An 18,314-nucleotide genomic window follows, 5' to 3' on the forward strand; every position below is an offset into this window, starting at 1 on the left:
CGCTGTGTTGCACGAGAAGCTGTCGTCGATCTATGACAACGTCCTTCGCCGCAACCCCGGGGAGATCGAGTTCCACCAGGCGGTGCGGGAAGTGCTGGAGAGCATCGGGCCGGCGCTCGGGAAGCACCCCGAATACGCCGAATCGAAGATCATAGAGCGTATCTGCGAGCCCGAGCGGCAGATCATCTTCCGGGTGCCGTGGGAGGACGACCGCGGCGAGGTCCACATCAACCGGGGCTTCCGGGTGGAGTTCAACAGCGCGCTCGGGCCGTACAAGGGCGGGCTGCGCTTTCACCCGTCGGTCTACCTGGGGATCGTCAAGTTCCTCGGGTTCGAGCAGATCTTCAAGAACGGCCTGACCGGGCTGCCCATCGGCGGCGGCAAGGGCGGCTCCGACTTCGACCCGAAGGGTCGCTCGGAGCGCGAGGTCATGCGCTTCTGCCAGAGCTTCATGACCGAGCTGTACCGGCACATCGGCGAGTACACCGACGTCCCCGCGGGTGACATCGGGGTCGGCGGGCGCGAGGTCGGCTTCCTGTTCGGCCAGTACAAGCGCATCACCAACCGCTACGAGTCCGGCGTGATCACCGGCAAGGGCCTCGCCTACGGTGGCGCCCAGGTGCGCACCGAGGCCACCGGGTACGGCTGCGCCTTCTTCGTGGAGGAGATGCTGCAGGCCCGCGGCACCTCCTTCGACGGCAAGCGCGTCGTCGTCTCCGGCTCCGGCAACGTGGCGATCTACACCATCGAGAAGGTGCAGCAGCTCGGCGGCCTCGTGGTCGCCTGCTCCGACTCCTCCGGCTACGTGCACGACGAGAAGGGCATCGACCTCGAACTGCTCAAGCAGGTCAAGCAGGTCGAGCGCAGCCGGATGGACTCCTACGCCGCCCGCCGGGGCGATCACGTCACCTTCGTGCCCGGCCACAGCGTGTGGGAGGTGCCCTGCGAGGTGGCGATGCCGTCCGCCACACAGAACGAGATCACCGGCAAGGACGCCGCCAACCTGGTCGCCGGAGGACTGCTGGCGGTCGGCGAGGGCGCCAACATGCCCACCACGCCCGAGGGCATCAAGGTCTTCCTGGACGCGGGCGTCGCCTTCGGCCCCGGCAAGGCCGCCAACGCCGGCGGCGTCGCCACCAGCGCGCTGGAGATGCAGCAGAACGCCAGCCGCGACTCGTGGACCTTCGAGTTCTCCGAGCTCCGCCTGCGGGAGATCATGCGCGACATCCACGGCCGCTGCCTGACCACCGCCGACGAGTACGGCATGCCCGGCAACTACGTGGCGGGCGCCAACATCGACGGCTTCCGCCGCGTCGCGGACGCCATGCTGGCACTGGGCCTGATCTAGCCGGTCCGTCGAAGGATGTACTCCTAACCTCCCCCCAGCGGGCGATGTCACCCTGAGTGATCCGCCGTAGCGTTGAGTGTGATCGCGATCTCCACGCTCAAGGGCACGCGGTGCCCGCTGGAGGGGGAAAGATGAGCAAGCGACTTCTCACCGAGCTGCGCCGCCTCGCGGACCTGCCGTTCGAGCAGGGCGAGACCATGCCGCCGCAGCTCTACCTCGCGCCCGAGATCCACGACCTGGAGCTGGAGCGCGTCTTCCACCGCGACTGGCTCTGCGTGGCCCGCGGCGACCAGGTGGCCGAGCCGGGCGACTACCTCCGGTTCGACCTGCCGGGCCGGCCGATGGTGCTGACCCGCGACGAGGACGGCGAACTGCACGCCCTGTCCCGGGTCTGCCGGCACCGGTTCATGGACATCCTGCCGCCGGAGACCACACCCGGCCAGGGCCGCCTGGAGCGGCTCACCTGCCCGTACCACACCTGGACCTACCGGCTCAACGGCGAGTTCGCGGGCAGGCTGGCGGGCGCGCCGCTGATGCGCTCGCCCGTGTTCGACCGCGAGGCGTGCCGCCTGCCCACCTACCGGCTGATGGAGTGGAACGGCTTCGTCCTGCTCAACCTCGACCCCGACGCCGAACCGCTCGACGCGGAACTCGCCGACCTCACGGCCACCCTGCGGGGGTACGGCCTGGCCGCCTGGGAGACCGTCGACACCATGCGCTGGGAGGGCGTGCCGGCCAACTGGAAGGTGGCCGTGGAGAACGGCTGCGAGAACTACCACCACATGGGCACCCACGCCACCACCCTGGAGCCGGTGCTGCCCGCCAGGAAGACCCGGGTAGACGACTGCGACGGCCGCTGGTTCACCATGTACACCCCGGCGGAGGGCTCGGTCTCGTCGATGCCGCCGGCCGAGGGCCTCTCCGCCGAGCAGCGCGGCGGCATGACGATCGCCGGGATCTTCCCCAACTTCGTGATGGCGCTGACGCCCGACAGCGTGATCTGGGCGAGCTGGTGGCCGACCGGCCCGCACACGCACGACACCGTGTTCCGGCTCCTGGTGCCGCCGGGCACCCGGTCCCGCCCGGACTTCCCCGCCTACCTGGAGGAGACCCGCAAGACGGTACGGCACCTTCAGGAGGAGGACCTGGTGGCGATCCGCGGCGTGCAGCGCGGCCTGGCCGCCGACCCGGCCCCGCCGGCCGGCCGCTTCTCCTACCTGGAGCGCCCCCTGTGGCAGCTCCAGCGTTACCTCGCCGCCCGGCTCACTCCCCGGGAGGCCTGACGCCTCAGCAGCAGTCGATCAGACGCAGGTCCGGGGGGACGAGGGTGGTGCTCTCCAGGAGTTCGCTGAGCAGGTTGTGGTTGAGGGTGTTGCCGACCGGCTGGCCGACCTCCTCGCGGGTGAGGCCGGGGACGCCGCCCTTGGACAGCCGGGTGCGGACCGCCACCACCATGTGCTCCACCCGCTTGGCCGTCCACCCGGCCTCCGGCTGCAGGTCGGCGAGGTGCTCGGCGGTCTGCCGCCAGGACAGCGGCTGCGGGTGCGCCTCGTGCAGGAGGTAGCGCTGGCCCAGGGCGATCAGGGCCAGGCGTTCGGCGGGGGACAGCCGCCAGGTCTTCGGCGGCTGGGTGGGGTCGCCGTGCCGGGGCGGCGGCGGGAGCCCGTCCGATCCCAGGACGAACAGCTCCAGGAGGTGCTCGCGCCCCCGGGAGCCGCGGACGAACAGCGGCGTGTAGCCCTCGGCGAGGGGGATCCCGTCGTCGGTGCGGAACAGCAGCCGCCCCCCGGGGAGCCGGAGCGGCAGAGTCCCGGTGTTCCGTACCCACCACCGGTCCTGGCGGCGGGTGAGCAGGCCGTGCCGGCGGCTCACCCGCCGGTCGCTCTCACCGACGCAGATGTGCACGTCGGGCCGGTTGCGGCCGAACACGATGGTGCGCCCTTCGCACGGCCGGACCGAGACGCCGCCCGCCATCGCCAGCGCGTAGATCGTGCCCGGCGTCGAGGGCGGCACGCCGAACGCCAGGCTGAGATGCCCCGGCGCGATCTTCCGGGAGCCCTCCCGAGCGTGACTCCTAGGATCCGGAACCGTTGGTTTCCGCCCGTCGAAAGGGAGATCATGCATCGGACAGCCGTTTCCTTCCTGACACTCGCGTTCGTCACGCTCGCCGCCACCCCGCCCGCGCACGCCCAGCAGGGGCCGAACCTGCGCTCCTGCTACGACGGGAGGTGCGCCATCACCGTGACCAGCCCGGTCAGCTTCCCCCTCTCCAGCCGGTACGGCTTCACCCGGCTCACGGTCGCGCGGACCGGATCGAGCCTGGTGAAGATCTCGGGCACCGGCGACAACGGCTCCGCGTACGTGGTGCTGAGCGCCGGGGGGAACGGGACGCTCAACAACCTCGGCGTACGGGCGGTGTCGATCACCCGGACGAAGGCGTCGCTCACCTTCGCCCCCACCCGCTGACCGGGTCAAGGCGGCGGCAGCCTGGCGGCGGCGGGGGCGGCCAGGCCGGTGGCCAGCTCGCAGAGCCGGTCGCCCGGGTCCGGACCGGTGACGACGACGAGCAGCAACTCGACGATCGGCTGCGCCCGGTCGTCCACCGAGCGCCGGTGGACCACGCTGACCTGGCAGGTGCCGTCGCCGTACCCGTCCGCCGCCACGAACGCCTCGCGCCCGCCGAGCCGGACGGGACGGCCGTCGTCGGCGGTCAGCGGCTGGTGCCGGTCGAAGCGCAGCAGCAGCGAGGACCGGCTGGTGGTGCTGAGCCAGCGGCACTGCCAGCCGGCGAAGCCCGCCTGCGGGTGGAGGGCGTCGACGCCGGGGAATCGGGCCAGCGCGGCGGCGTCGAGCAGCGCGCAGGCGTCCGCCTTGATCAGCGAGGTGCGTTCGGGGAGGGTGCTCCGCCGGGGCACGCCGCCGCCGGACAGCACCGCGACCGCGTTCGCCGAGGCCGCCTCCGCCATCGAGCAGAGGTCCGCCGGTCCGTCCCCGTCCTGCCGCGCGGTGATCTCCACGCGGTACCGGCCGGTCAGGTACAGCGTCCGGCCGCACTGGTCGCCGTCCGCGGGCCGCCTGGCGATGCCGAGCGGCCCCGCCTGCTCGATCCGGCCGGGCGGCGGGCTTTCGGGCGGGTTGAGGAACTCCACCCTGACGTCCACCTCGCTGTCCCTTGACCGCACGATGACGTCGCAGCGGTTGAAGTTGCCGTAGTGGGTCTCCTCCACCGCTTCGCCGAACCTGGTCAGCGCGGCCGGGTCGGTCAGCGCGCAGGGGTCGGCGGTACGGCCGTCGCCGACGGCGAGTTGCGGGCGGGGCCGTACCACCTGGTGGCCCGGGTTGGCCAGCAGCCAGCCGATGACCGTCAGCGCGGCCAGGGTCGCCCCCGACATGACGGCCGCGCGGCGGACCGGGAGCGTGCGGCGTTCCGGCGGCCGGTCGGCGGCGTCCTCCAGCATGCGCTCGGCCTGCGCCGTGGTGGGGCGCCGGGCCGGGTCGGGGTGCATCAGCGCGGACAGCACCGGGGCCAGCGCGCCGCCGTGCTCGGAGGTGGCGATGTCGCCTGCGGCCGCCCGCCTGATGAGCACCAGCGGATTGCCGGAGACGCCGTACGGCGACCTGCCCTCGACCGCGGCGAACAGCATGGCGCCGAGCGAGAAGACGTCGGACGCCCGGGTCGGGTCCTCGCCGTTCGCCACCTCCGGGGCGAGGTAGCCGGGCGTTCCGACGACCAGCGCCGTGTCGGTCAGCGTGACATCCCCCTCCACCACCTGCGAGATCCCGAAATCTCCCAGCTTCGCGTGATCGTCTCCGAAGAGGAGGACGTTGCCGGGTTTGATGTCGCGATGCAGGACGCCGGCGGCGTGCACCGCCTGCAGGGCGCGGGCGATCTGCGCGCCGATCCTGGCCACCCGGTCGGGCGGCAGCGTGCCGTGCTCGGCCAGGCTGCGGGCCGGGATGTACTCCATCACCAGCCACCACTCGGCGCCGTCGTTCACCATGTCGTAGAGGGTGACCACGTTCGGGTGGTTCAGCTTCGCCAGGATCTTGGCCTCCCGGCGCTGGAGCCTGACCTGCTGCCCGTCGTCGCGGGGCAAGGCACGCTTGACCGCGACCGTACGGCCCAACTCCTCGTCGGTGGCCCGCCAGACCGTTCCGTTCCCGCCGCGACCGACCTGCTCCTCCAGCCGGTACCGGCCGACGACCAACTGACCGGAGTGCACAAGTCCCTCCGCACGACTACCCACCGTCACTGGCTATGCGCACCAAACCTACGACATGAGTGGTGGGTCTCGGCTGGGAACCGGACGGGTCAGGCCTGGACTCGGGCGAGGTGGCGGCCCGCGAAGGCCCGGCGGTCGCCCCGCCCGGGGACGGCCGCCGTCTCAGATCTCCTTGAGGAATCCGGCGTCGACGGCGAAGTCGGCGCCCGTGGTGCTCGCCGAGCGGGGTGAGGCCAGCAGGGCGATCACGTCGGCGACCTCCTGGGGCTCGACCAGGCGGCCGGTGGACAGCTTCATCATCTCCGGGGCGACGGTGTCCATGACGCTGTCGCGGTCGCTGCCCGCCTGGGCGGCGATGATGTCGGCCGCGCCGCCCTCCTCGGTCCACCACGCCGTGCGCACCGGCCCGGGAGAGACGGTGTTCACCCGGATGCCCTGCGGCGCGAACTCCTCCGACAGCGCCTTGGTCAGGTTGGTCAGGCCCGCCTTCGCGGCGTTGTAGTCGACGTTCATCGGTGCGGGCTGCCGGGCGCCGCCCGAGGAGACGTTGACGATCGAGCCGCCGCCGCGCGCGAGCATCGGCGGGATGGCCGCCCGTACGGCCCGCACGACCGCGAACAGGTTGAACTCGAACATCACCCGCCAGTCCTCGTCGGTCGGCGCCATGAACGAGAAACGCGGCAGCGCCACCCCGGGCGGCCGCCCTCCGGCGTTGTTCACCAGGATGTCGAGCCCCCCGAACTCCGCCACGGCCCGCGCCACGACCTGCCCCGGCGCCTCGGGGTCCAGCAGATCGACCGGTACGTGAAGCAGGTCGCCGCCCAGCGCCTGAAGCTCCGGGGTGCTCTTCCGCGACGCGGCCACGACGCGGGCGCCCTCGGCGAGCAGCGTGCGGGTGACGGCCAGGCCGATCCCCTTGGACGCGCCGGTGACGACCGCGACGCGCCCGGCAAGCTGAAGATCCATGATGTGCTCCTCCATAGTTCGACACGACTCACGCTATGGCCGGGCATATCCGCAGGTCTGGCGGCATTCAGACCGACAAAACCAGTGGGAATCGGACGGACAACTCAGTCCAGTTCCTGCGCCCCGCCACCGCTCACCGTGATCACCTGCCCGCTGATCCACGACGCGGCGGGACCGGCGAGGAAGAGGGCCGTGCCGGCGATGTCCGCGGTCTCGCCGAGCCGCCCGAGCGGGGTGTGTCTGAGCATGGCCGCCTCGATCTCCCGCCTGAGCACCCCGGTCAGCGCGTCGGTCCTGATCGCGCCGGGGGCGACGCAGTTGACCCGGATGCCCCGGGGGCCGAGGTCGAAGGCGATGTTCCGGGTGAGGTGGTTCAGGGCGGCCTTCGACGAGCCGTAGGAGGCCATGTGGACGTTGGCGTTCTCCCCGGCCATGGAGGAGATGTTGACGATCGCCCCGCCGCCCGCCGCCGCCATGTACGGCGCGGCGAGCTGGCAGAGCCGGAACGGCGCGAACACGTTGAGCTCGTAGGTGCGGCGGAACTCGTCCAGGGGCATGTCGAACGGCTTCGGGCCGCCGCCGCCCGCGTTGTTCACCAGGACGGTCAGCTTGCCGTACCGGTCGACCGCGTGCTGGACGGCGGCCCGCAGGTCGGGATCGAAGGTCACGTCGCAGGCGACGCCGAACGCCTGGCCGCCTTCCTCCCGGATGGCGCGGGCCACCTCCTCGGCCTTGTCCCGCGACAGGTCGCTGACCACCACCGACGCGCCGGCCCGCGCGAACAGCTCGGCGATCGCCCGCCCGATACCGGATCCGGCGCCGGTGACCAGGGCGACCTCGCCGGTCAGGCCGAACAGGGCTGCGTAGTCCATGGGACTCAAGCGTCACGTAGTACGGCACGTTGTGCGGCTTATATTCGCTATATTTAGAATATGGTGAATAAAGATTGATGAAGCATGCCGGTGGTGAACTGCGGCACTGGGACGGCGGCACGGGACCGGCCGTGCTGTTCACCCACGGCGCGGGCGCGGATCATGTGATGTTCGAGGCACAGGCGGCCTTCCTGCGCGGGCGGGGATACCGGGTGATCACCTGGGACCTGCGGGGTCACGGCCTGTCCCGGCCGTCGGCCGTGCCGTTCACCGCCGGGCAGGCGGTCGAGGACCTGCTCGCCCTGATGGACCACCTGAAGCTCGACCAGGCCGTGCTCGCCGGGCAGTCCCTGGGCGGCAACCTCGGCCAGGCCGTCGCGCGCCGCCATCCCGAACGGGTGCGGGCCCTCGTGGTGATCGGCTCCACCTGGAACGCCGGGCCGCTGTCCCGGCTCGACCGGCTGCTGCTGGCCGCCGCCACGCCGATGATCTCGCTCATCCCGGCCCGGCGCCTGCCCGCGCTCATGGCCGACGCGTCCGCCACCACGGCCGCCGCGCGGGCGGACGCCCGGCGCGCGTTCTCCCTGCTGTCCAAGCGGGAGTTCCTACAGGTATGGCGGGCCGCCGCCGCCCTCGTCGCCCCCGACCCCGGCTATCGGACCCCGGTGCCGCTCTGCCTGATCAGGGGGGAGCACGACCGCACCGGCAACATCGCCACCTCGATGCCCCGCTGGGCGGCGGCCGAGGGAATCACCGAGAACGTCGTCCCCGGCGCCGGGCACATCGCCAACCAGGATGCCCCAGACGAGGTCAACACCGTCATCGAGACCTTCCTGCGGGAGGTGGCGTGGTGAGCGGGGCGCGGGAGGAGTTCGTCGCCTCGGTGGGGGATCTGCTTGCCTCCTGGAATCTGCCGCACGCCACCGGCAGGACGTATGGCCTGCTCCTGCTCTCAGCCGAGCCGCTGTCCCACGACCAGATCTCGGCCGAGCTCGGGCTCAGCAAGGGGGCGGTCAGCACCGCCGTACGGCAGCTGGATTCGTGGGGGCTTGCCCGGGTCATCCCGCAGGCGGGGAGCAGGCGGCTGCTCGTGGAGGCGGCGGGTGGGATCGAGTCGCTGCTGGAGGCGAGCCATGCCCGCGCGCGTACCCTCATCGAGGCGCTGCGCAAGGGGGAGGGGCTGGTGGAGCCCGGACCCGCGCACGAGCGCCTGCTCGACGTCGTCGGCCTGTTCACCGCCTATGTCGACGTGGGAGAGAAGATGATCAAGGCTCACCGCCGCCCTCCAGCACGGTGACAGCCCGGTCCAGGTCTCACCTCCGCCAGTCCCATGCCAGGATCCGCTCTCAGTGAGATCATTTCGGTAGGGTTTCATGCCGTCTCGGGTGGAGGTCAGGGATGATGCCGTTGATCCTGTTAGGGCTCTCCGGGATGAATGCCCTCCTTGCTGGGTACATGTTCGTGACGCGGCGGAATCCCCGGTTGCTCCCCGGGGGTGCCAAGCGACAGGTGTTCCCTACCGCGTGGGCGCTGCTCCTCATTGCTCTCTTCGGGCTGTTGACGGTGGTGCAAGGCGCGGTCGACATGCCCTACGGAATGAGCCTCGCCATGATCAGCCTGTCGTTTGTGTGTTGTGTGGCCGCGGCCGTGCTGCAAATGGTGGCCCACGGCAAACGCTGACGGACGTCTCCGGTCGCTCAGTCAAGCCAGCCCAGGCGGGCGGCTCGTACTCCGGCCTGGAAGGCTCCTATGAGTCGATAGGTCAGACCCCGGCGGGAGGTGCTCACCTACATCATCTCTGTGCTCTCCTATCGGACGGTGCCGGACTTCCCGCGCCGGTCGCCGAGACCGGTCGCGAGCAGGACGACGAGCAGGAACGCGATGAACGCGGCGGAGGTGCGCAGAACGTGGAAGGTCTCCCAGCGTTGCAGGATCGCCGCGTGGTCGGGCGGAGCCGAGGTGACGGCCCACTGCTTGATCTGGCCGTTGATGGGCACGTTGCCGAACCGGGTGATCAGGAACGAGGCCAGCGCCAGCACGGCCGCGCCCGCCGCGAGGAGCCTGGGCACGCCCCGCGACACGACGGCCAGCAGGAGCGAACCGAGCACCGCCAGGCCCATCGTCGTCTGCATGACCGGGCCGTTCACCTGCATCAGCGCGGTGTGGAAGGTGAAGCGCACGTCGAGCGGCACGGCCCGGAAGGCATAGGCGACGTTCACGGCGCCGTAGCCGAACGCGCCCGCGAGCAGGCCCGTGGACAACAGCGCCACCGCCTTGACGGCTCTGACCAGCACGATGAGACCTCCTGTCGGGGGGGCCGGACTGAGATCGTCGCGTCCGGGGCCGCCCGAGGTCGTCGTGCGTGGGGAGGCTTCTTCGGCTACCCCCGGGGGCGCAGCCGGGGCGGGACTACCGCGCGGGGAGCAGCGCGGGTTCCGCCGAGGGGCGGAGGAGAGGCGGTCCGGGCAGGCTCTACCGTGCTGGGATGAGGTCTGTGCCTGGCGATATAGCGCTCGCGGTGGTGGTCGCCGCCGTGCTGATGGCCGGGGCGCTGTCCGCCCCCGACGCCGGGCTCCTGGAGTACCTGGCCGTGCTGGCCGGTTCGTTCGCGCTCGTCGCGCGGCGCAGAGCCCCTGTCGTGGCGCTGGTCGTCACCACGGCCTGCATGCTGTTCTACGCGATCAGGGCGAATCCCGGGCCGCCGGCCGCCTTTCCCGTACTGATCACCGTCTTCGGCGCGGTTCGAGCAGGCCACCGGCTGCCCATGGTGATCGCCGGTGTCGCCTTCCTGGGCGGCACCCTGGCCGCCAGTCTCACCGCCGCCGCCGAGCGGCAGGTCCAGGACCTCACCGATCGTACGGTCCTGCTGCTCGGCTGGTTCCTCGCCGCCGCGGTCGCCGGAACGGTGAGCAAGCACCGGCAGGCCTACCTCCGGCAGGCCGAGCAGCGGGCCGCCGAGGCCGAGCGCGCCCAGGAGGAGGTCGCGCTGCGGCGGGCGGGGGAGGAACGGCTGCGCATCGCCAGGGAGCTGCACGACTCGCTCACCCACAGCATCTCGATCATCAAGGTGCAGGCCGGCGTGGCCGTCCATCTCGCCCGCAAGCGCGGTGAGCAGGTGCCGGGCGCGCTGCTGGCCATCCAGGAGGCCAGCGGCGACGCGATGCGCGAGCTGCGCGCCACCTTGGAGGTGCTGCGCGACCCGGCCGGTGAGCCGCAGGCCAGCGGGCTGGACCGGCTCGGCGACCTGGTGGATCGGGCCCGTTCGGCGGGCCTGCCCGCCACCGTCGCGTTCAGCGGCGAGCGCCGGGCCCTGCCCGCCGCCGTCGACCACGCCGCCTACCGGATCGTTCAGGAAGCGCTCACCAACGTCGCGCGGCACGCCGGTCAGGCGTCGGCGTCGGTGCACATCCGCTTCGCACCCGGTGAGCTGGTCGTCCAGGTCGACGACGACGGCGGCACCGGTCCAGGCTCGCCCCCGGCGCCCGGTGTCGGGCTGACCGGTATGCGCGAGCGGGTCACCGCCCTCGGCGGACGCCTGCGCGCCGCACCCCGCGCGGACGGCGGCTTCACCGTCCGCGCCGAACTCCCCGTGAAGGACGTGCCGTGATCCGTGTCATGCTGGCCGACGACCAGGCGCTCATCCGTGCCGGGTTCCGCGCCCTGCTGGAGGCCGAGGACGACCTGGAGGTGGTCGCGGAGGCCGCCGACGGCGCGCAGGCCCTCGCCCTGGCCCGCCTGCACGTCCCCGACGTCGCGCTCGTCGACGTGCAGATGCCCGTCATGAACGGCATCGAGGCCACCCGGCGGATCGCCGCCGACCCGAACCTGGCCGGCGTCCACGTGGTGATCCTCACCAACTACGGCCTGGACGAGTACGTCTTCGACGGGCTGCGCGCGGGAGCGACCGGGTTCCTGGTCAAGGACACCGAGCCGGCCGACCTGCTGCACGGGATCCGCGTCGCGGCCCGCGGCGACGCGCTCCTCGCGCCGTCCGTCACCCGCAGGCTGATCGGCGAGTTCGTCGCCCGCCGCCCGATGACCTCGCCCGTCGGGCTCGACGCGCTCACCAACCGCGAGCGCGAGGTGATGGAGCTGGTCGCGCACGGCCTGTCCAACGACGAGATAGCCGCCCACATGGTGATCAGCTCGGCCACCGCCAAGACGCACGTGAGCCGGGCCATGACGAAGCTGCACGCCCGGGACCGCGCCCAGCTCGTCGTCTTCGCCTACCAGTCCGGCCTGGTGAGAACCGGATCCTGACGAGCCGGGAGGGGAGCGCCGTGCCAGGCCAGGGGCACGGCGCTTCCCGCTGCCACCGCTCAGCGCTTGCGGGCGACGCCGCACACGGCGCTCACCACGTCGCTCGGCTCGTCCCACCGGTCGGGGTCAGGCCGCCACTGCGGGGTGGGGACGACACCGGGCTCGACCAGCTCCAGGCCGTCGAAGAACCCGCCGATCTGCGCGGGGCCGCGCAGGTGATAGGCGCCGGCCGCGCTCTTGTTGTAGCCCTGTACGGCCTGGACCAGCGCCGGATTGGTGTTCGCCCCGTCGCTGAGCGCCAGATGGCTGCCCGGGGCCAGCGGTTCGAGCAACTGGTCGATGATGGACTTGGGGTCCTCGGCGTCGGAGACCTGACCGGCGATGCTCAGCATCATCACCGCGACCGGCTTGCCGTAGTCGAGGGTCTTGGCCGCGCCCTGGAGGATCACGTCCGGGTGCCGGACGTCCGCCTCGATGTAGTCGGTGACGCCGGGCGGCGTGCTGGTGAGCAGGGCGCGGGCGTGCACCAGGACGATGGGATCGTTGTCGACGTACACGACGCGGCTCTCGGGCGCGATGCGCTGGGCGACCTCGTGGGTGTTGTTGGCCGTCGGCAGGCCGGTGCCGATGTCCAGGAACTGCCGGATCCCCGCCTCCCTCACCAGGTAGCGCACCACGCGGATGAGGAACTGGCGCTGGAGCCTGGCGACCTGCGTGAAATCGGGGAACACCCGCAGCAGCGTCTCCCCGACCTCGCGATCGACCGCGAAGTGATCCTTGCCGCCCAACAGGAAGTCCCACACTCTGGCCGAGTGTGGGACTTTCGTGTCCACACGCTCCCAGGCCGACTGGGAAGCGGTGCTCTCGTCGCTCATGATGTCCTTTGAAGGGGTTCGACTCTTGCCGATGGCCGAAACCTATAAGACGGACCAGCCGAAAACCGGCTTTTAGCCCTTCTTCGACTTCGCGTACTCCGCGGCGCCGCCGGCGAAATCGTAGGTGATGACCTGCTCGTCGCCGACCACCCAGGCGTCGTGCCCCGGCGGGGCGACGAAGAGCTCGCCCGGTCCGATCTCGGCCTCGGTCCCGTCGTTCATCCGGATGTGCAGCCTACCCCGCAGGACGAGCCCGTTGTGGTGGACCTCGCACGATTCGGTGCCCACGATCGGCTTGACGGACTCCGACCAGCGCCACCCCGGCTCGAATGTGGCGATCCCGAAGCTCATTCCAGTCAGGTTGCACACCTCGAGGTGACCCTTGTGGAAGTCCCGGCGCTCGTCCGGCTTGTCGATGCTCTTCACTTCGATCATGACTTCCTCCCCTCGTCACCTTTCAGTTTGCCCACAAAGGGGTGCAAAACGGGATAAACGCGGGATCAACGGATCCTTTACGGCCCGTCACCGGCTTGTAGACGGTGACTGGATCACCGTGACCATCGCTGATTTCATGAGGGAAGGTCTCGCGCAAGGAGCATCCATGAACGCGTACCACCTGCTGCTCGATCCCGCGGCCGGCCAGGACGTCCGCGCCCGCCGGATCGTCGTCCCCGACGGCGCCCCGCTCGACCTGGTGGCCACCGCGATCATGGCCGTCTTCGACGAGGACGCGGAGTGCGCGGCCGTGACGCTGGTCGTCCGCGGACTGCCGTCGGGAGCCGTGAGCAGGGCCCGCTTCGCGCAACTGGTCGGAGCGATCGGCGTGCACCGCGGCGACGGCGCCGTCGGAGCGGGCGACGGCGGGACCCTGCCGGGCCCACCGAACCGCTTCGAGCTGTTCACCTACACCTGTACGGCCTGCGACGCCCGCGTCTACCGCCTGGAGGCCGACCGGCAGCCCCCCGACTGCGCCGTCGCGGCACACGGCGCCATGGAACTCCAGCCGTGAAACTGGACGCGCTGGCCACCCCGCCCGCGTCCTCACTCTCCGGCAGGTTCTTCCTCGTCAGCTACCTGCCCACCTACGCGGCGGTGTGCTACCTGCTCGTCCTGCTCTGGTCGGGCGCCCCGGCGAAGCCGCCCAGCTTCTCCCTCGCCTGGCGGACGGCGGAGAAACTGAGCGTGGGCGCCCTGCTGCTCATCCTGTTCACCGTCGCCCTCGTCGCCCTGATCCTCCACCCGCTGCAGCTTCCCCTGGTCAGAGTCCTGGAAGGATACTGGCCGCGATGGCTGACCCCCCTGGTCCGCTACGGGCACGCCCGCCAGGCGGCCCGCCTCGGCCGCCACCGCCGGGCGGCCACGCTGCCGCCCGGCGAACCACCCGGCCCCGCCCAACTCCAGCGGGCCGGGGTGGCCACCACCGAGCTGCGGACCCGCTTCCCCGACCGGCCCGAACTGCTGCGCCCGACCGCGCTGGGCAACGTCCTGGCCTCGATGGAGGAGCGGGCCGGAACCGCCTACGGCTGGGACACGACGGTGGTCTGGCCCCGGCTGTACCCGCTGCTCGGCGAGAACGTGCGCGCCATCGTCGACGACCGCCGCACCCTGCTCGACATCTCCTGCCGGTTGACCGTCACCGCGGCGGTGAGCGCCGCCGCCTCGGCCGCCCTGCTGGCGGCGACGGGCTGGTGGCTGCTGCTGGCGCTGGTGCCGCTGGCGCTGGCCCGGGTGGCCTACCACGCGGCCGTCCGGGCGGCCATCTCCTACGGCGAGTCCGTCCGGGTCGCCTTCGACCTGCACCGCTTCGACCTGTACCCGGCGCTGCGGTTGGACCCGCCCGCCAACCTGGCGGAGGAGCGGAGCGTCAACAGGGAGCTGGCCACGTTCTGGCGGCAGGGCCGGGACTTCGGCCTGCCGTACGTGCGGCCGGCCGAAACCGAAGAGCGACCCGCGGTGCCCTGATCGCGCCGGGACGGAGGGCACATGTGGGAGCACCTGCTCGACGCAGGCCCGGTCCTGCCCTGGAGCCTGAGGCCCTGGCCGAGGCGGAGCTGCTGCTGAGCGCCGCGCGGTAGGACGGGACCCGCGGCGTGCCGGTCAATGTCGTCCAGGCCGAAACCTACAAGACCGCCAGGCCGGAACCGGGGAACGATGAAGCGTATGAACGTCGACCTTTCCGCGGCCGAGTCCTTCATGGCCACCCACGCGCGCGTCCTCGACCGCCGCCGCTTCCAGATCCTCATGGGCGAGCGCGACCCGGCCGCCGCGCTCTCCGCCCTGGACGGCTACCGCAACCCCGACGGCGGGTACGGCTGGGGCTTGGAACCCGACCTGCGCTCGCCGGAGAGCCAGCCCGGGGCCGCGCTGCACGCCATGGAGGTGTTCGAGGAGATCGCCCCGGCCACCGCCCCGCAGGCCGCCCGGCTGTGCGACTGGCTGGAGAGCGTGTCCCTGCCCGACGGCGGCCTGCCGTTCGCGCTGCCGCTCACCACGACCGCGGGCAACCGCCCCCTGGTGGGCGGGCGCCGACCCCAAGGTCTCCGCCCTGCAGATCACCTCCGTGACCGTGGCCGCCGCCCACCGGGTGGCCGCCCACGCCCCCGCCGTGGCCGCGCACCCCTGGCCGGCCCGGGCGACCCGCTACAGCCTGGACGCGATCGCCGCGCTGAACGGCAGGCCGCACGCCTACGTGCTGGCCTTCGCGGTGCGCTTCCTGGACGCCGTGCACGACACCCATCCGGAGGCGGCCGCCCTGCTCGACGGCCTGGCCGACTACGTCCCCGCCGACGGGCTGGTGCGCGTCGAGGGCGGCACCGAGGAGGAGACGCTGCGCCCGCTGGACTTCGCCCCGTTCCCCGGCGGCCCGGCGCGGGCGCTGTTCTCGGACGAGGTGATCTCCGCCGACCTGGACCGCCTGGCCGGCGGGCAGCGGGAGGACGGCGGCTGGACCGTCGACTACGCCACCATCTCGCCCGCCGGGTCGCTCGACTGGCGCGGCCACACCACCGTCGGGGCCATCGCCGTCCTCAGGGGAAACGGCAGACTCCGGCCATCCGTCTCCGAGGCGTGAACCGGCAGGTGGCAGGATCGTGACCGGGACGTTCTCGTGAGAGGAGAGCCGGTTGACCAATCCGACGGTGCTCAAGGTTCCGCAGTGGCAGGGGTCCTCCTCGCCCACCGCGCACCGCCTGGCGGAGGGAGCGGACCGGCTGTCCGCCCTGATCCCGGCCGGCGACCTGCTCAGCCCGCACACCACCGACCGGCCCGGCTCCACCCGGCACGGCGTCCACCACCTCGCCGTCGCCGACCTCGCCGACCCCTCCCTCCTGCTCCAGACGATCACGGAGACCGCCGCCGACACCGTCTACGTGCACCTCGACCCCGAGACGTTCGCCTCGGTCGGCTGCCCGGAGCCGGACGGCCTGACCCCCGACCGGCTGTCCGCCGCCATCTCCGCACTGGCCGGACGCTTTCGCGTCGCGGGCTTCGGCATCACCGAATACGAGCCCTCTCGCCCAGCCGACGAGGCCACCCTCGCCGCGTTGATCCCCGCCCTCACCGGCGCGCTGCTCGACCGCGGCTGATTCTTTTCCCGGCCTTGACTGGCGGCGGGGTAGGTAGACCAGGGCATCGTCCTCGCAGAGGGAAATGAGCGCCTTGGCCGACATCGAGATCAGACGGGTGTACACGTCCGGACCGACCGACGGGAAGGTCTTTCTCGTCGACCGGGTATGGCCGCGCGGCGTTCGCAAGAGCGAGCTGCGACTCGACGGATGGCTGCGAGACGCCGCGCCCTCGACCGAACTGCGCAAGTGGTTCGGCCATCGCCCCGAACGGTTCGACGAGTTCGGCCGCCGGTACCGCCGCGAACTCGACCAGCACCCGGAGGCGACCCGCCCGCTGGTCGAGGCCGCCCGCGAGGGCAAGGTCCAGTTGCTCTACGCCGCCAAGGACACCGAGCACAACCAGGCGGCCGTCCTACGGCAGTACCTCCTGGAACAGCTCGACTCCCGGCCGGATCAACCGTCGTGAGGCCGACTTCCTCGAAGGAGTGACCCATATGAAGATCGCAGTCATCGGCGCGACCGGCCACCTCGGCGGCGCCGTCACCCGTGAAGCCCTCGACCGCGGCCACCGGGTCACCGGCCTCGGCAGCGCCCAGGTGGACGTCGCCGACGTCGCCTCGATCAGGAACGCGGTCGCGGATCACGACGCCGTCGTGGTCGCCGTCCAAGGGCCCGACCGGCTGGTCCCCCGGGCGGCCGCGGCCCTGCTGGAGGCGGGCCTGGACCGGCTGGTCTTCCTCGGCGGCGGCGGCAGCCTCGAATACGCCCCCGGCCAGCGGTACATCGACTCCCCGGACTTCCCGCCGGAGTACCTGGAGATCGCCCGCGACCACGCCGAGGCGCTGGAGATCTTCCGTGGCGCGAAGAGCCCGGTCAGGTGGTCGTACGTCAGCCCGCCCCCGGTGTACCTGGTGCCCGGCGAGAAGACGGGGAAGTACCGGGCCGAGGCCCGCGACACCCCGATCACCGACGACAAGGGTGAGTGCCGCATCACCGTCGGAGACTACGCCTCGGCGGTCATCGACGCCGTGGAGCGCGACTCCTTCATCCGCGAGCGCTTCACCGTCGCCGGTGGTTCGACGTACTGATTCGGCCACTTCGCCGGCGCCGCTGATCAGGTGCGCGGGTCGTTTCGGTCGGCGCTGTGGGCGGCCAGGCGCTCGGGGTTCGGCCAGTGCACGCCGTACGCCCAGCGGGCCCGCTCGAACCAGCGGATCAGCCGGGCGCTCGGGTCGAGTTGGCCCCGCAGCACGCCGTGCCGGGCGCAGGTCGGCTCCACGTGGTGCCAGTTGTGCCAGCCTTCGCCGAGGGTGAGCAGCGCCACCCACCACACGTTCGACGAGCGGTCCCTGGTGCGGAACGGGCGGTCGCCGAAGGTGTGCGCGACGGAGTTCACCGACCAGGTCACGTGGTGGACGACGGCGTAGCGGACCAGCCCGCCCCAGAAGAAGGCGGTCCACGCGCCCGCCCACGACATCGACCACAGCCCGCCCACCGCGGCGGGCAGCGCGAACGACAGCGCCGCCACGGCCGGGTAGGCGCGGTCGAAGCGCCGCACGTCCGGATCGGCCAGCAGGTCCGGCACCCAGTGCCGGGGGTTGGAGCGCCGCCGGGCGGTGTAGAACCAGCCGACGTGCGCGTGCGCCATGCCGCGCAGCAACGCCAGGCCGCTGTCGCCGTACCGCCAGGGCGAGTGCGGGTCGCCCTCGCGGTCGGCGTACTTGTGGTGGCGGCGATGCTCGGCCGTCCACAGCGTGACCGGGCCCTCCACCGCCATGCCGCCCGCCAGCATCAGCGCGACGCGCAGCGGCCTGCGGCACTTGAAGGCCCGGTGGGTGAAGAGCCGGTGGTAGCCGATGGCGATCCCGAAGATGCTGACGAGATACATCACCACCGCGATGACCACATCACGCGGGCCGATGCCCCACCCCCAGACCGCGGGTACGGCGAGAGCCGGCAGCAACAGGGGGAGCACCACCAGGACGACCAGGTAGGCGGTCCGGCGGCCGGTGGTGACCGTCACCGTCTCCACCGCGCCCGTGGCCGGTTTCGGAATGGGTGACGAGGTCACGCTGCCTCCTGCGGTAGGCGTCCGGTCCTACATTCAACGGCGGTCTCCCCGGGCCGAGGCAATGGCCTTAAAGTGAGGGATCGATCACTTAGGGGAATTAAAACAATGCGCACGGTAGCCATCAAGAATCGGT

The 18,314-nt window shown here is 71.6% G+C and carries 23 protein-coding genes; 14 read left to right on the top strand and 9 right to left on the bottom strand.

The features are described 5' to 3' along the window. Nucleotides 1–4 precede the first annotated feature (4 nt). Both gdhA and ABZ911_RS15585 read left to right on the top strand, forming a co-directional pair. Entirely contained in the window at nucleotides 5–1,348 is a 1,344-nt protein-coding gene (gene gdhA / locus ABZ911_RS15580; protein WP_358055550.1) for an NADP-specific glutamate dehydrogenase, read from the top strand. Between the two features lie 131 nt (nucleotides 1,349–1,479). Further along, the gene (locus tag ABZ911_RS15585; RefSeq protein ID WP_358055553.1) at nucleotides 1,480–2,631 is read left to right on the top strand and encodes an aromatic ring-hydroxylating dioxygenase subunit alpha; all 1,152 of its coding nucleotides are present in this window, start codon (nucleotides 1,480–1,482) and stop codon (nucleotides 2,629–2,631) included. A gap of 4 nt (nucleotides 2,632–2,635) precedes the next feature. Here ABZ911_RS15585 and ABZ911_RS15590 read toward each other — a convergent pair whose 3' ends face one another. Continuing rightward, on the bottom strand, nucleotides 2,636–3,361 hold the full coding sequence (locus tag ABZ911_RS15590; protein ID WP_358055555.1) for an FHA domain-containing protein: 726 nt from the start codon (nucleotides 3,359–3,361) through the stop codon (nucleotides 2,636–2,638). 105 nt (nucleotides 3,362–3,466) lie between these two features. Here ABZ911_RS15590 and ABZ911_RS15595 point away from each other — a divergent pair, with 105 nt between their 5' ends. Further along, entirely contained in the window at nucleotides 3,467–3,814 is a 348-nt protein-coding gene (locus ABZ911_RS15595) for a hypothetical protein (protein ID WP_358055558.1), read from the top strand. Between the two features lie 5 nt (nucleotides 3,815–3,819). Here the strand turns inward: ABZ911_RS15595 and ABZ911_RS15600 are convergent, their stop codons facing one another. From ABZ911_RS15600 to hdhA, 3 genes are all read right to left on the bottom strand, one after another. Then, the gene (locus tag ABZ911_RS15600) at nucleotides 3,820–5,571 is read right to left on the bottom strand and encodes a serine/threonine-protein kinase (protein ID WP_358055561.1); all 1,752 of its coding nucleotides are present in this window, start codon (nucleotides 5,569–5,571) and stop codon (nucleotides 3,820–3,822) included. Between the two features lie 162 nt (nucleotides 5,572–5,733). Continuing rightward, on the bottom strand, nucleotides 5,734–6,537 hold the full coding sequence (locus ABZ911_RS15605) for an SDR family oxidoreductase (RefSeq protein ID WP_358055563.1): 804 nt from the start codon (nucleotides 6,535–6,537) through the stop codon (nucleotides 5,734–5,736). A gap of 104 nt (nucleotides 6,538–6,641) precedes the next feature. After that, nucleotides 6,642–7,409, bottom strand: a complete 768-nt coding sequence (gene hdhA / locus ABZ911_RS15610; protein WP_358055566.1) for a 7-alpha-hydroxysteroid dehydrogenase — start codon at nucleotides 7,407–7,409, stop codon at nucleotides 6,642–6,644. A gap of 77 nt (nucleotides 7,410–7,486) precedes the next feature. On the opposite strand from hdhA, the gene ABZ911_RS15615 reads away from it, so the two are divergent. The 3 genes from ABZ911_RS15615 (at nucleotide 7,487) to ABZ911_RS15625 (ending at nucleotide 9,089) form a co-directional block, all read left to right on the top strand. Then, nucleotides 7,487–8,263, top strand: coding sequence for an alpha/beta hydrolase (locus ABZ911_RS15615; RefSeq protein ID WP_358055568.1), 777 nt, complete (start codon nucleotides 7,487–7,489; stop codon nucleotides 8,261–8,263). After that, entirely contained in the window at nucleotides 8,260–8,706 is a 447-nt protein-coding gene (locus tag ABZ911_RS15620; RefSeq protein WP_358055571.1) for a transcriptional regulator, read from the top strand. The genes ABZ911_RS15615 and ABZ911_RS15620 overlap by 4 nt, the downstream gene beginning before the upstream one ends. 101 nt (nucleotides 8,707–8,807) lie before the next feature. Further along, complete coding sequence (locus ABZ911_RS15625; RefSeq protein ID WP_358055573.1) at nucleotides 8,808–9,089, top strand: hypothetical protein; 282 nt, start codon at nucleotides 8,808–8,810, stop codon at nucleotides 9,087–9,089. 128 nt (nucleotides 9,090–9,217) lie between these two features. Here ABZ911_RS15625 and ABZ911_RS15630 read toward each other — a convergent pair whose 3' ends face one another. Then, nucleotides 9,218–9,703 (bottom strand): DUF1772 domain-containing protein, encoded by a 486-nt coding sequence (locus ABZ911_RS15630; RefSeq protein WP_358055575.1) that lies wholly within the window; start codon nucleotides 9,701–9,703, stop codon nucleotides 9,218–9,220. Nucleotides 9,704–9,894: 191 nt separating this feature from the next. On the opposite strand from ABZ911_RS15630, the gene ABZ911_RS15635 reads away from it, so the two are divergent. Both ABZ911_RS15635 and ABZ911_RS15640 read left to right on the top strand, forming a co-directional pair. Next, complete coding sequence (locus ABZ911_RS15635; RefSeq protein ID WP_358055577.1) at nucleotides 9,895–11,016, top strand: sensor histidine kinase; 1,122 nt, start codon at nucleotides 9,895–9,897, stop codon at nucleotides 11,014–11,016. Beyond that, complete coding sequence (locus ABZ911_RS15640; RefSeq protein ID WP_358055579.1) at nucleotides 11,013–11,669, top strand: response regulator transcription factor; 657 nt, start codon at nucleotides 11,013–11,015, stop codon at nucleotides 11,667–11,669. Before ABZ911_RS15635 ends, ABZ911_RS15640 begins: the two co-directional genes overlap by 4 nt. Nucleotides 11,670–11,728: 59 nt before the next feature. Here ABZ911_RS15640 and ABZ911_RS15645 read toward each other — a convergent pair whose 3' ends face one another. After that, on the bottom strand, nucleotides 11,729–12,544 hold the full coding sequence (locus ABZ911_RS15645) for an SAM-dependent methyltransferase (protein ID WP_358055581.1): 816 nt from the start codon (nucleotides 12,542–12,544) through the stop codon (nucleotides 11,729–11,731). A gap of 72 nt (nucleotides 12,545–12,616) precedes the next feature. Then, nucleotides 12,617–12,979 carry a cupin domain-containing protein gene (locus ABZ911_RS15650; RefSeq protein WP_358055583.1) on the bottom strand — a complete coding sequence of 121 codons (363 nt, stop codon included), beginning with the start codon at nucleotides 12,977–12,979 and terminating at the stop codon, nucleotides 12,617–12,619. 166 nt (nucleotides 12,980–13,145) lie between these two features. Between ABZ911_RS15650 and ABZ911_RS15655 the strand changes: the two genes are divergently transcribed. Both ABZ911_RS15655 and ABZ911_RS15660 read left to right on the top strand, forming a co-directional pair. After that, the gene (locus ABZ911_RS15655; protein WP_358055585.1) at nucleotides 13,146–13,553 is read left to right on the top strand and encodes a hypothetical protein; all 408 of its coding nucleotides are present in this window, start codon (nucleotides 13,146–13,148) and stop codon (nucleotides 13,551–13,553) included. Further along, nucleotides 13,550–14,506 (top strand): hypothetical protein, encoded by a 957-nt coding sequence (locus tag ABZ911_RS15660; RefSeq protein ID WP_358055587.1) that lies wholly within the window; start codon nucleotides 13,550–13,552, stop codon nucleotides 14,504–14,506. Before ABZ911_RS15655 ends, ABZ911_RS15660 begins: the two co-directional genes overlap by 4 nt. A gap of 323 nt (nucleotides 14,507–14,829) precedes the next feature. Here ABZ911_RS15660 and ABZ911_RS15665 read toward each other — a convergent pair whose 3' ends face one another. After that, a complete protein-coding gene (locus tag ABZ911_RS15665) occupies nucleotides 14,830–15,048 on the bottom strand; it encodes a hypothetical protein (protein ID WP_358055589.1) in 219 nt (72 codons plus the stop codon). A gap of 56 nt (nucleotides 15,049–15,104) precedes the next feature. Here ABZ911_RS15665 and ABZ911_RS15670 point away from each other — a divergent pair, with 56 nt between their 5' ends. The 4 genes from ABZ911_RS15670 to ABZ911_RS15685 all read left to right on the top strand — a co-directional run bounded on the left by ABZ911_RS15670 (nucleotide 15,105) and on the right by ABZ911_RS15685 (nucleotide 17,198). Then, complete coding sequence (locus ABZ911_RS15670) at nucleotides 15,105–15,614, top strand: hypothetical protein (protein ID WP_358055591.1); 510 nt, start codon at nucleotides 15,105–15,107, stop codon at nucleotides 15,612–15,614. Nucleotides 15,615–15,666: 52 nt separating this feature from the next. After that, the gene (locus ABZ911_RS15675) at nucleotides 15,667–16,128 is read left to right on the top strand and encodes an arginase family protein (RefSeq protein ID WP_358055593.1); all 462 of its coding nucleotides are present in this window, start codon (nucleotides 15,667–15,669) and stop codon (nucleotides 16,126–16,128) included. Nucleotides 16,129–16,192: 64 nt separating this feature from the next. Beyond that, on the top strand, nucleotides 16,193–16,576 hold the full coding sequence (locus ABZ911_RS15680; protein WP_358055595.1) for a DUF488 family protein: 384 nt from the start codon (nucleotides 16,193–16,195) through the stop codon (nucleotides 16,574–16,576). Nucleotides 16,577–16,604: 28 nt separating this feature from the next. After that, entirely contained in the window at nucleotides 16,605–17,198 is a 594-nt protein-coding gene (locus tag ABZ911_RS15685; RefSeq protein ID WP_358055597.1) for an NAD(P)H-binding protein, read from the top strand. A gap of 26 nt (nucleotides 17,199–17,224) precedes the next feature. Here ABZ911_RS15685 and ABZ911_RS15690 read toward each other — a convergent pair whose 3' ends face one another. After that, complete coding sequence (locus tag ABZ911_RS15690) at nucleotides 17,225–18,181, bottom strand: acyl-CoA desaturase (protein ID WP_358055599.1); 957 nt, start codon at nucleotides 18,179–18,181, stop codon at nucleotides 17,225–17,227. Between the last annotated feature and the right edge of the window lie 133 nt (nucleotides 18,182–18,314).

This window comes from Nonomuraea sp. NPDC046570 (assembly GCF_040645915.1).
Taxonomy (GTDB): Bacteria; Actinomycetota; Actinomycetes; order Streptosporangiales; family Streptosporangiaceae; genus Nonomuraea.

Bases quoted from the DNA above. Each gene is read 5' to 3' on its own strand.
- ABZ911_RS15685 (WP_358055597.1), top strand. From the start codon at position 16,605: ATGAAGATCGCAGTCATCGGCGCGACCGGCCACCTCGGCGGCGCCGTC.
- ABZ911_RS15595 (WP_358055558.1), top strand. From the start codon at position 3,467: ATGCATCGGACAGCCGTTTCCTTCCTGACACTCGCGTTCGTCACGCTC.
- ABZ911_RS15635 (WP_358055577.1), top strand. From the start codon at position 9,895: ATGAGGTCTGTGCCTGGCGATATAGCGCTCGCGGTGGTGGTCGCCGCC.
- ABZ911_RS15650 (WP_358055583.1), bottom strand. From the start codon at position 12,979: ATGATCGAAGTGAAGAGCATCGACAAGCCGGACGAGCGCCGGGACTTC.
- ABZ911_RS15645 (WP_358055581.1), bottom strand. From the start codon at position 12,544: ATGAGCGACGAGAGCACCGCTTCCCAGTCGGCCTGGGAGCGTGTGGAC.
- ABZ911_RS15585 (WP_358055553.1), top strand. From the start codon at position 1,480: ATGAGCAAGCGACTTCTCACCGAGCTGCGCCGCCTCGCGGACCTGCCG.
- ABZ911_RS15655 (WP_358055585.1), top strand. From the start codon at position 13,146: ATGAACGCGTACCACCTGCTGCTCGATCCCGCGGCCGGCCAGGACGTC.
- ABZ911_RS15605 (WP_358055563.1), bottom strand. From the start codon at position 6,537: ATGGATCTTCAGCTTGCCGGGCGCGTCGCGGTCGTCACCGGCGCGTCC.
- ABZ911_RS15680 (WP_358055595.1), top strand. From the start codon at position 16,193: ATGAGCGCCTTGGCCGACATCGAGATCAGACGGGTGTACACGTCCGGA.
- ABZ911_RS15615 (WP_358055568.1), top strand. From the start codon at position 7,487: ATGAAGCATGCCGGTGGTGAACTGCGGCACTGGGACGGCGGCACGGGA.
- hdhA (WP_358055566.1), bottom strand. From the start codon at position 7,409: ATGGACTACGCAGCCCTGTTCGGCCTGACCGGCGAGGTCGCCCTGGTC.
- ABZ911_RS15625 (WP_358055573.1), top strand. From the start codon at position 8,808: ATGATGCCGTTGATCCTGTTAGGGCTCTCCGGGATGAATGCCCTCCTT.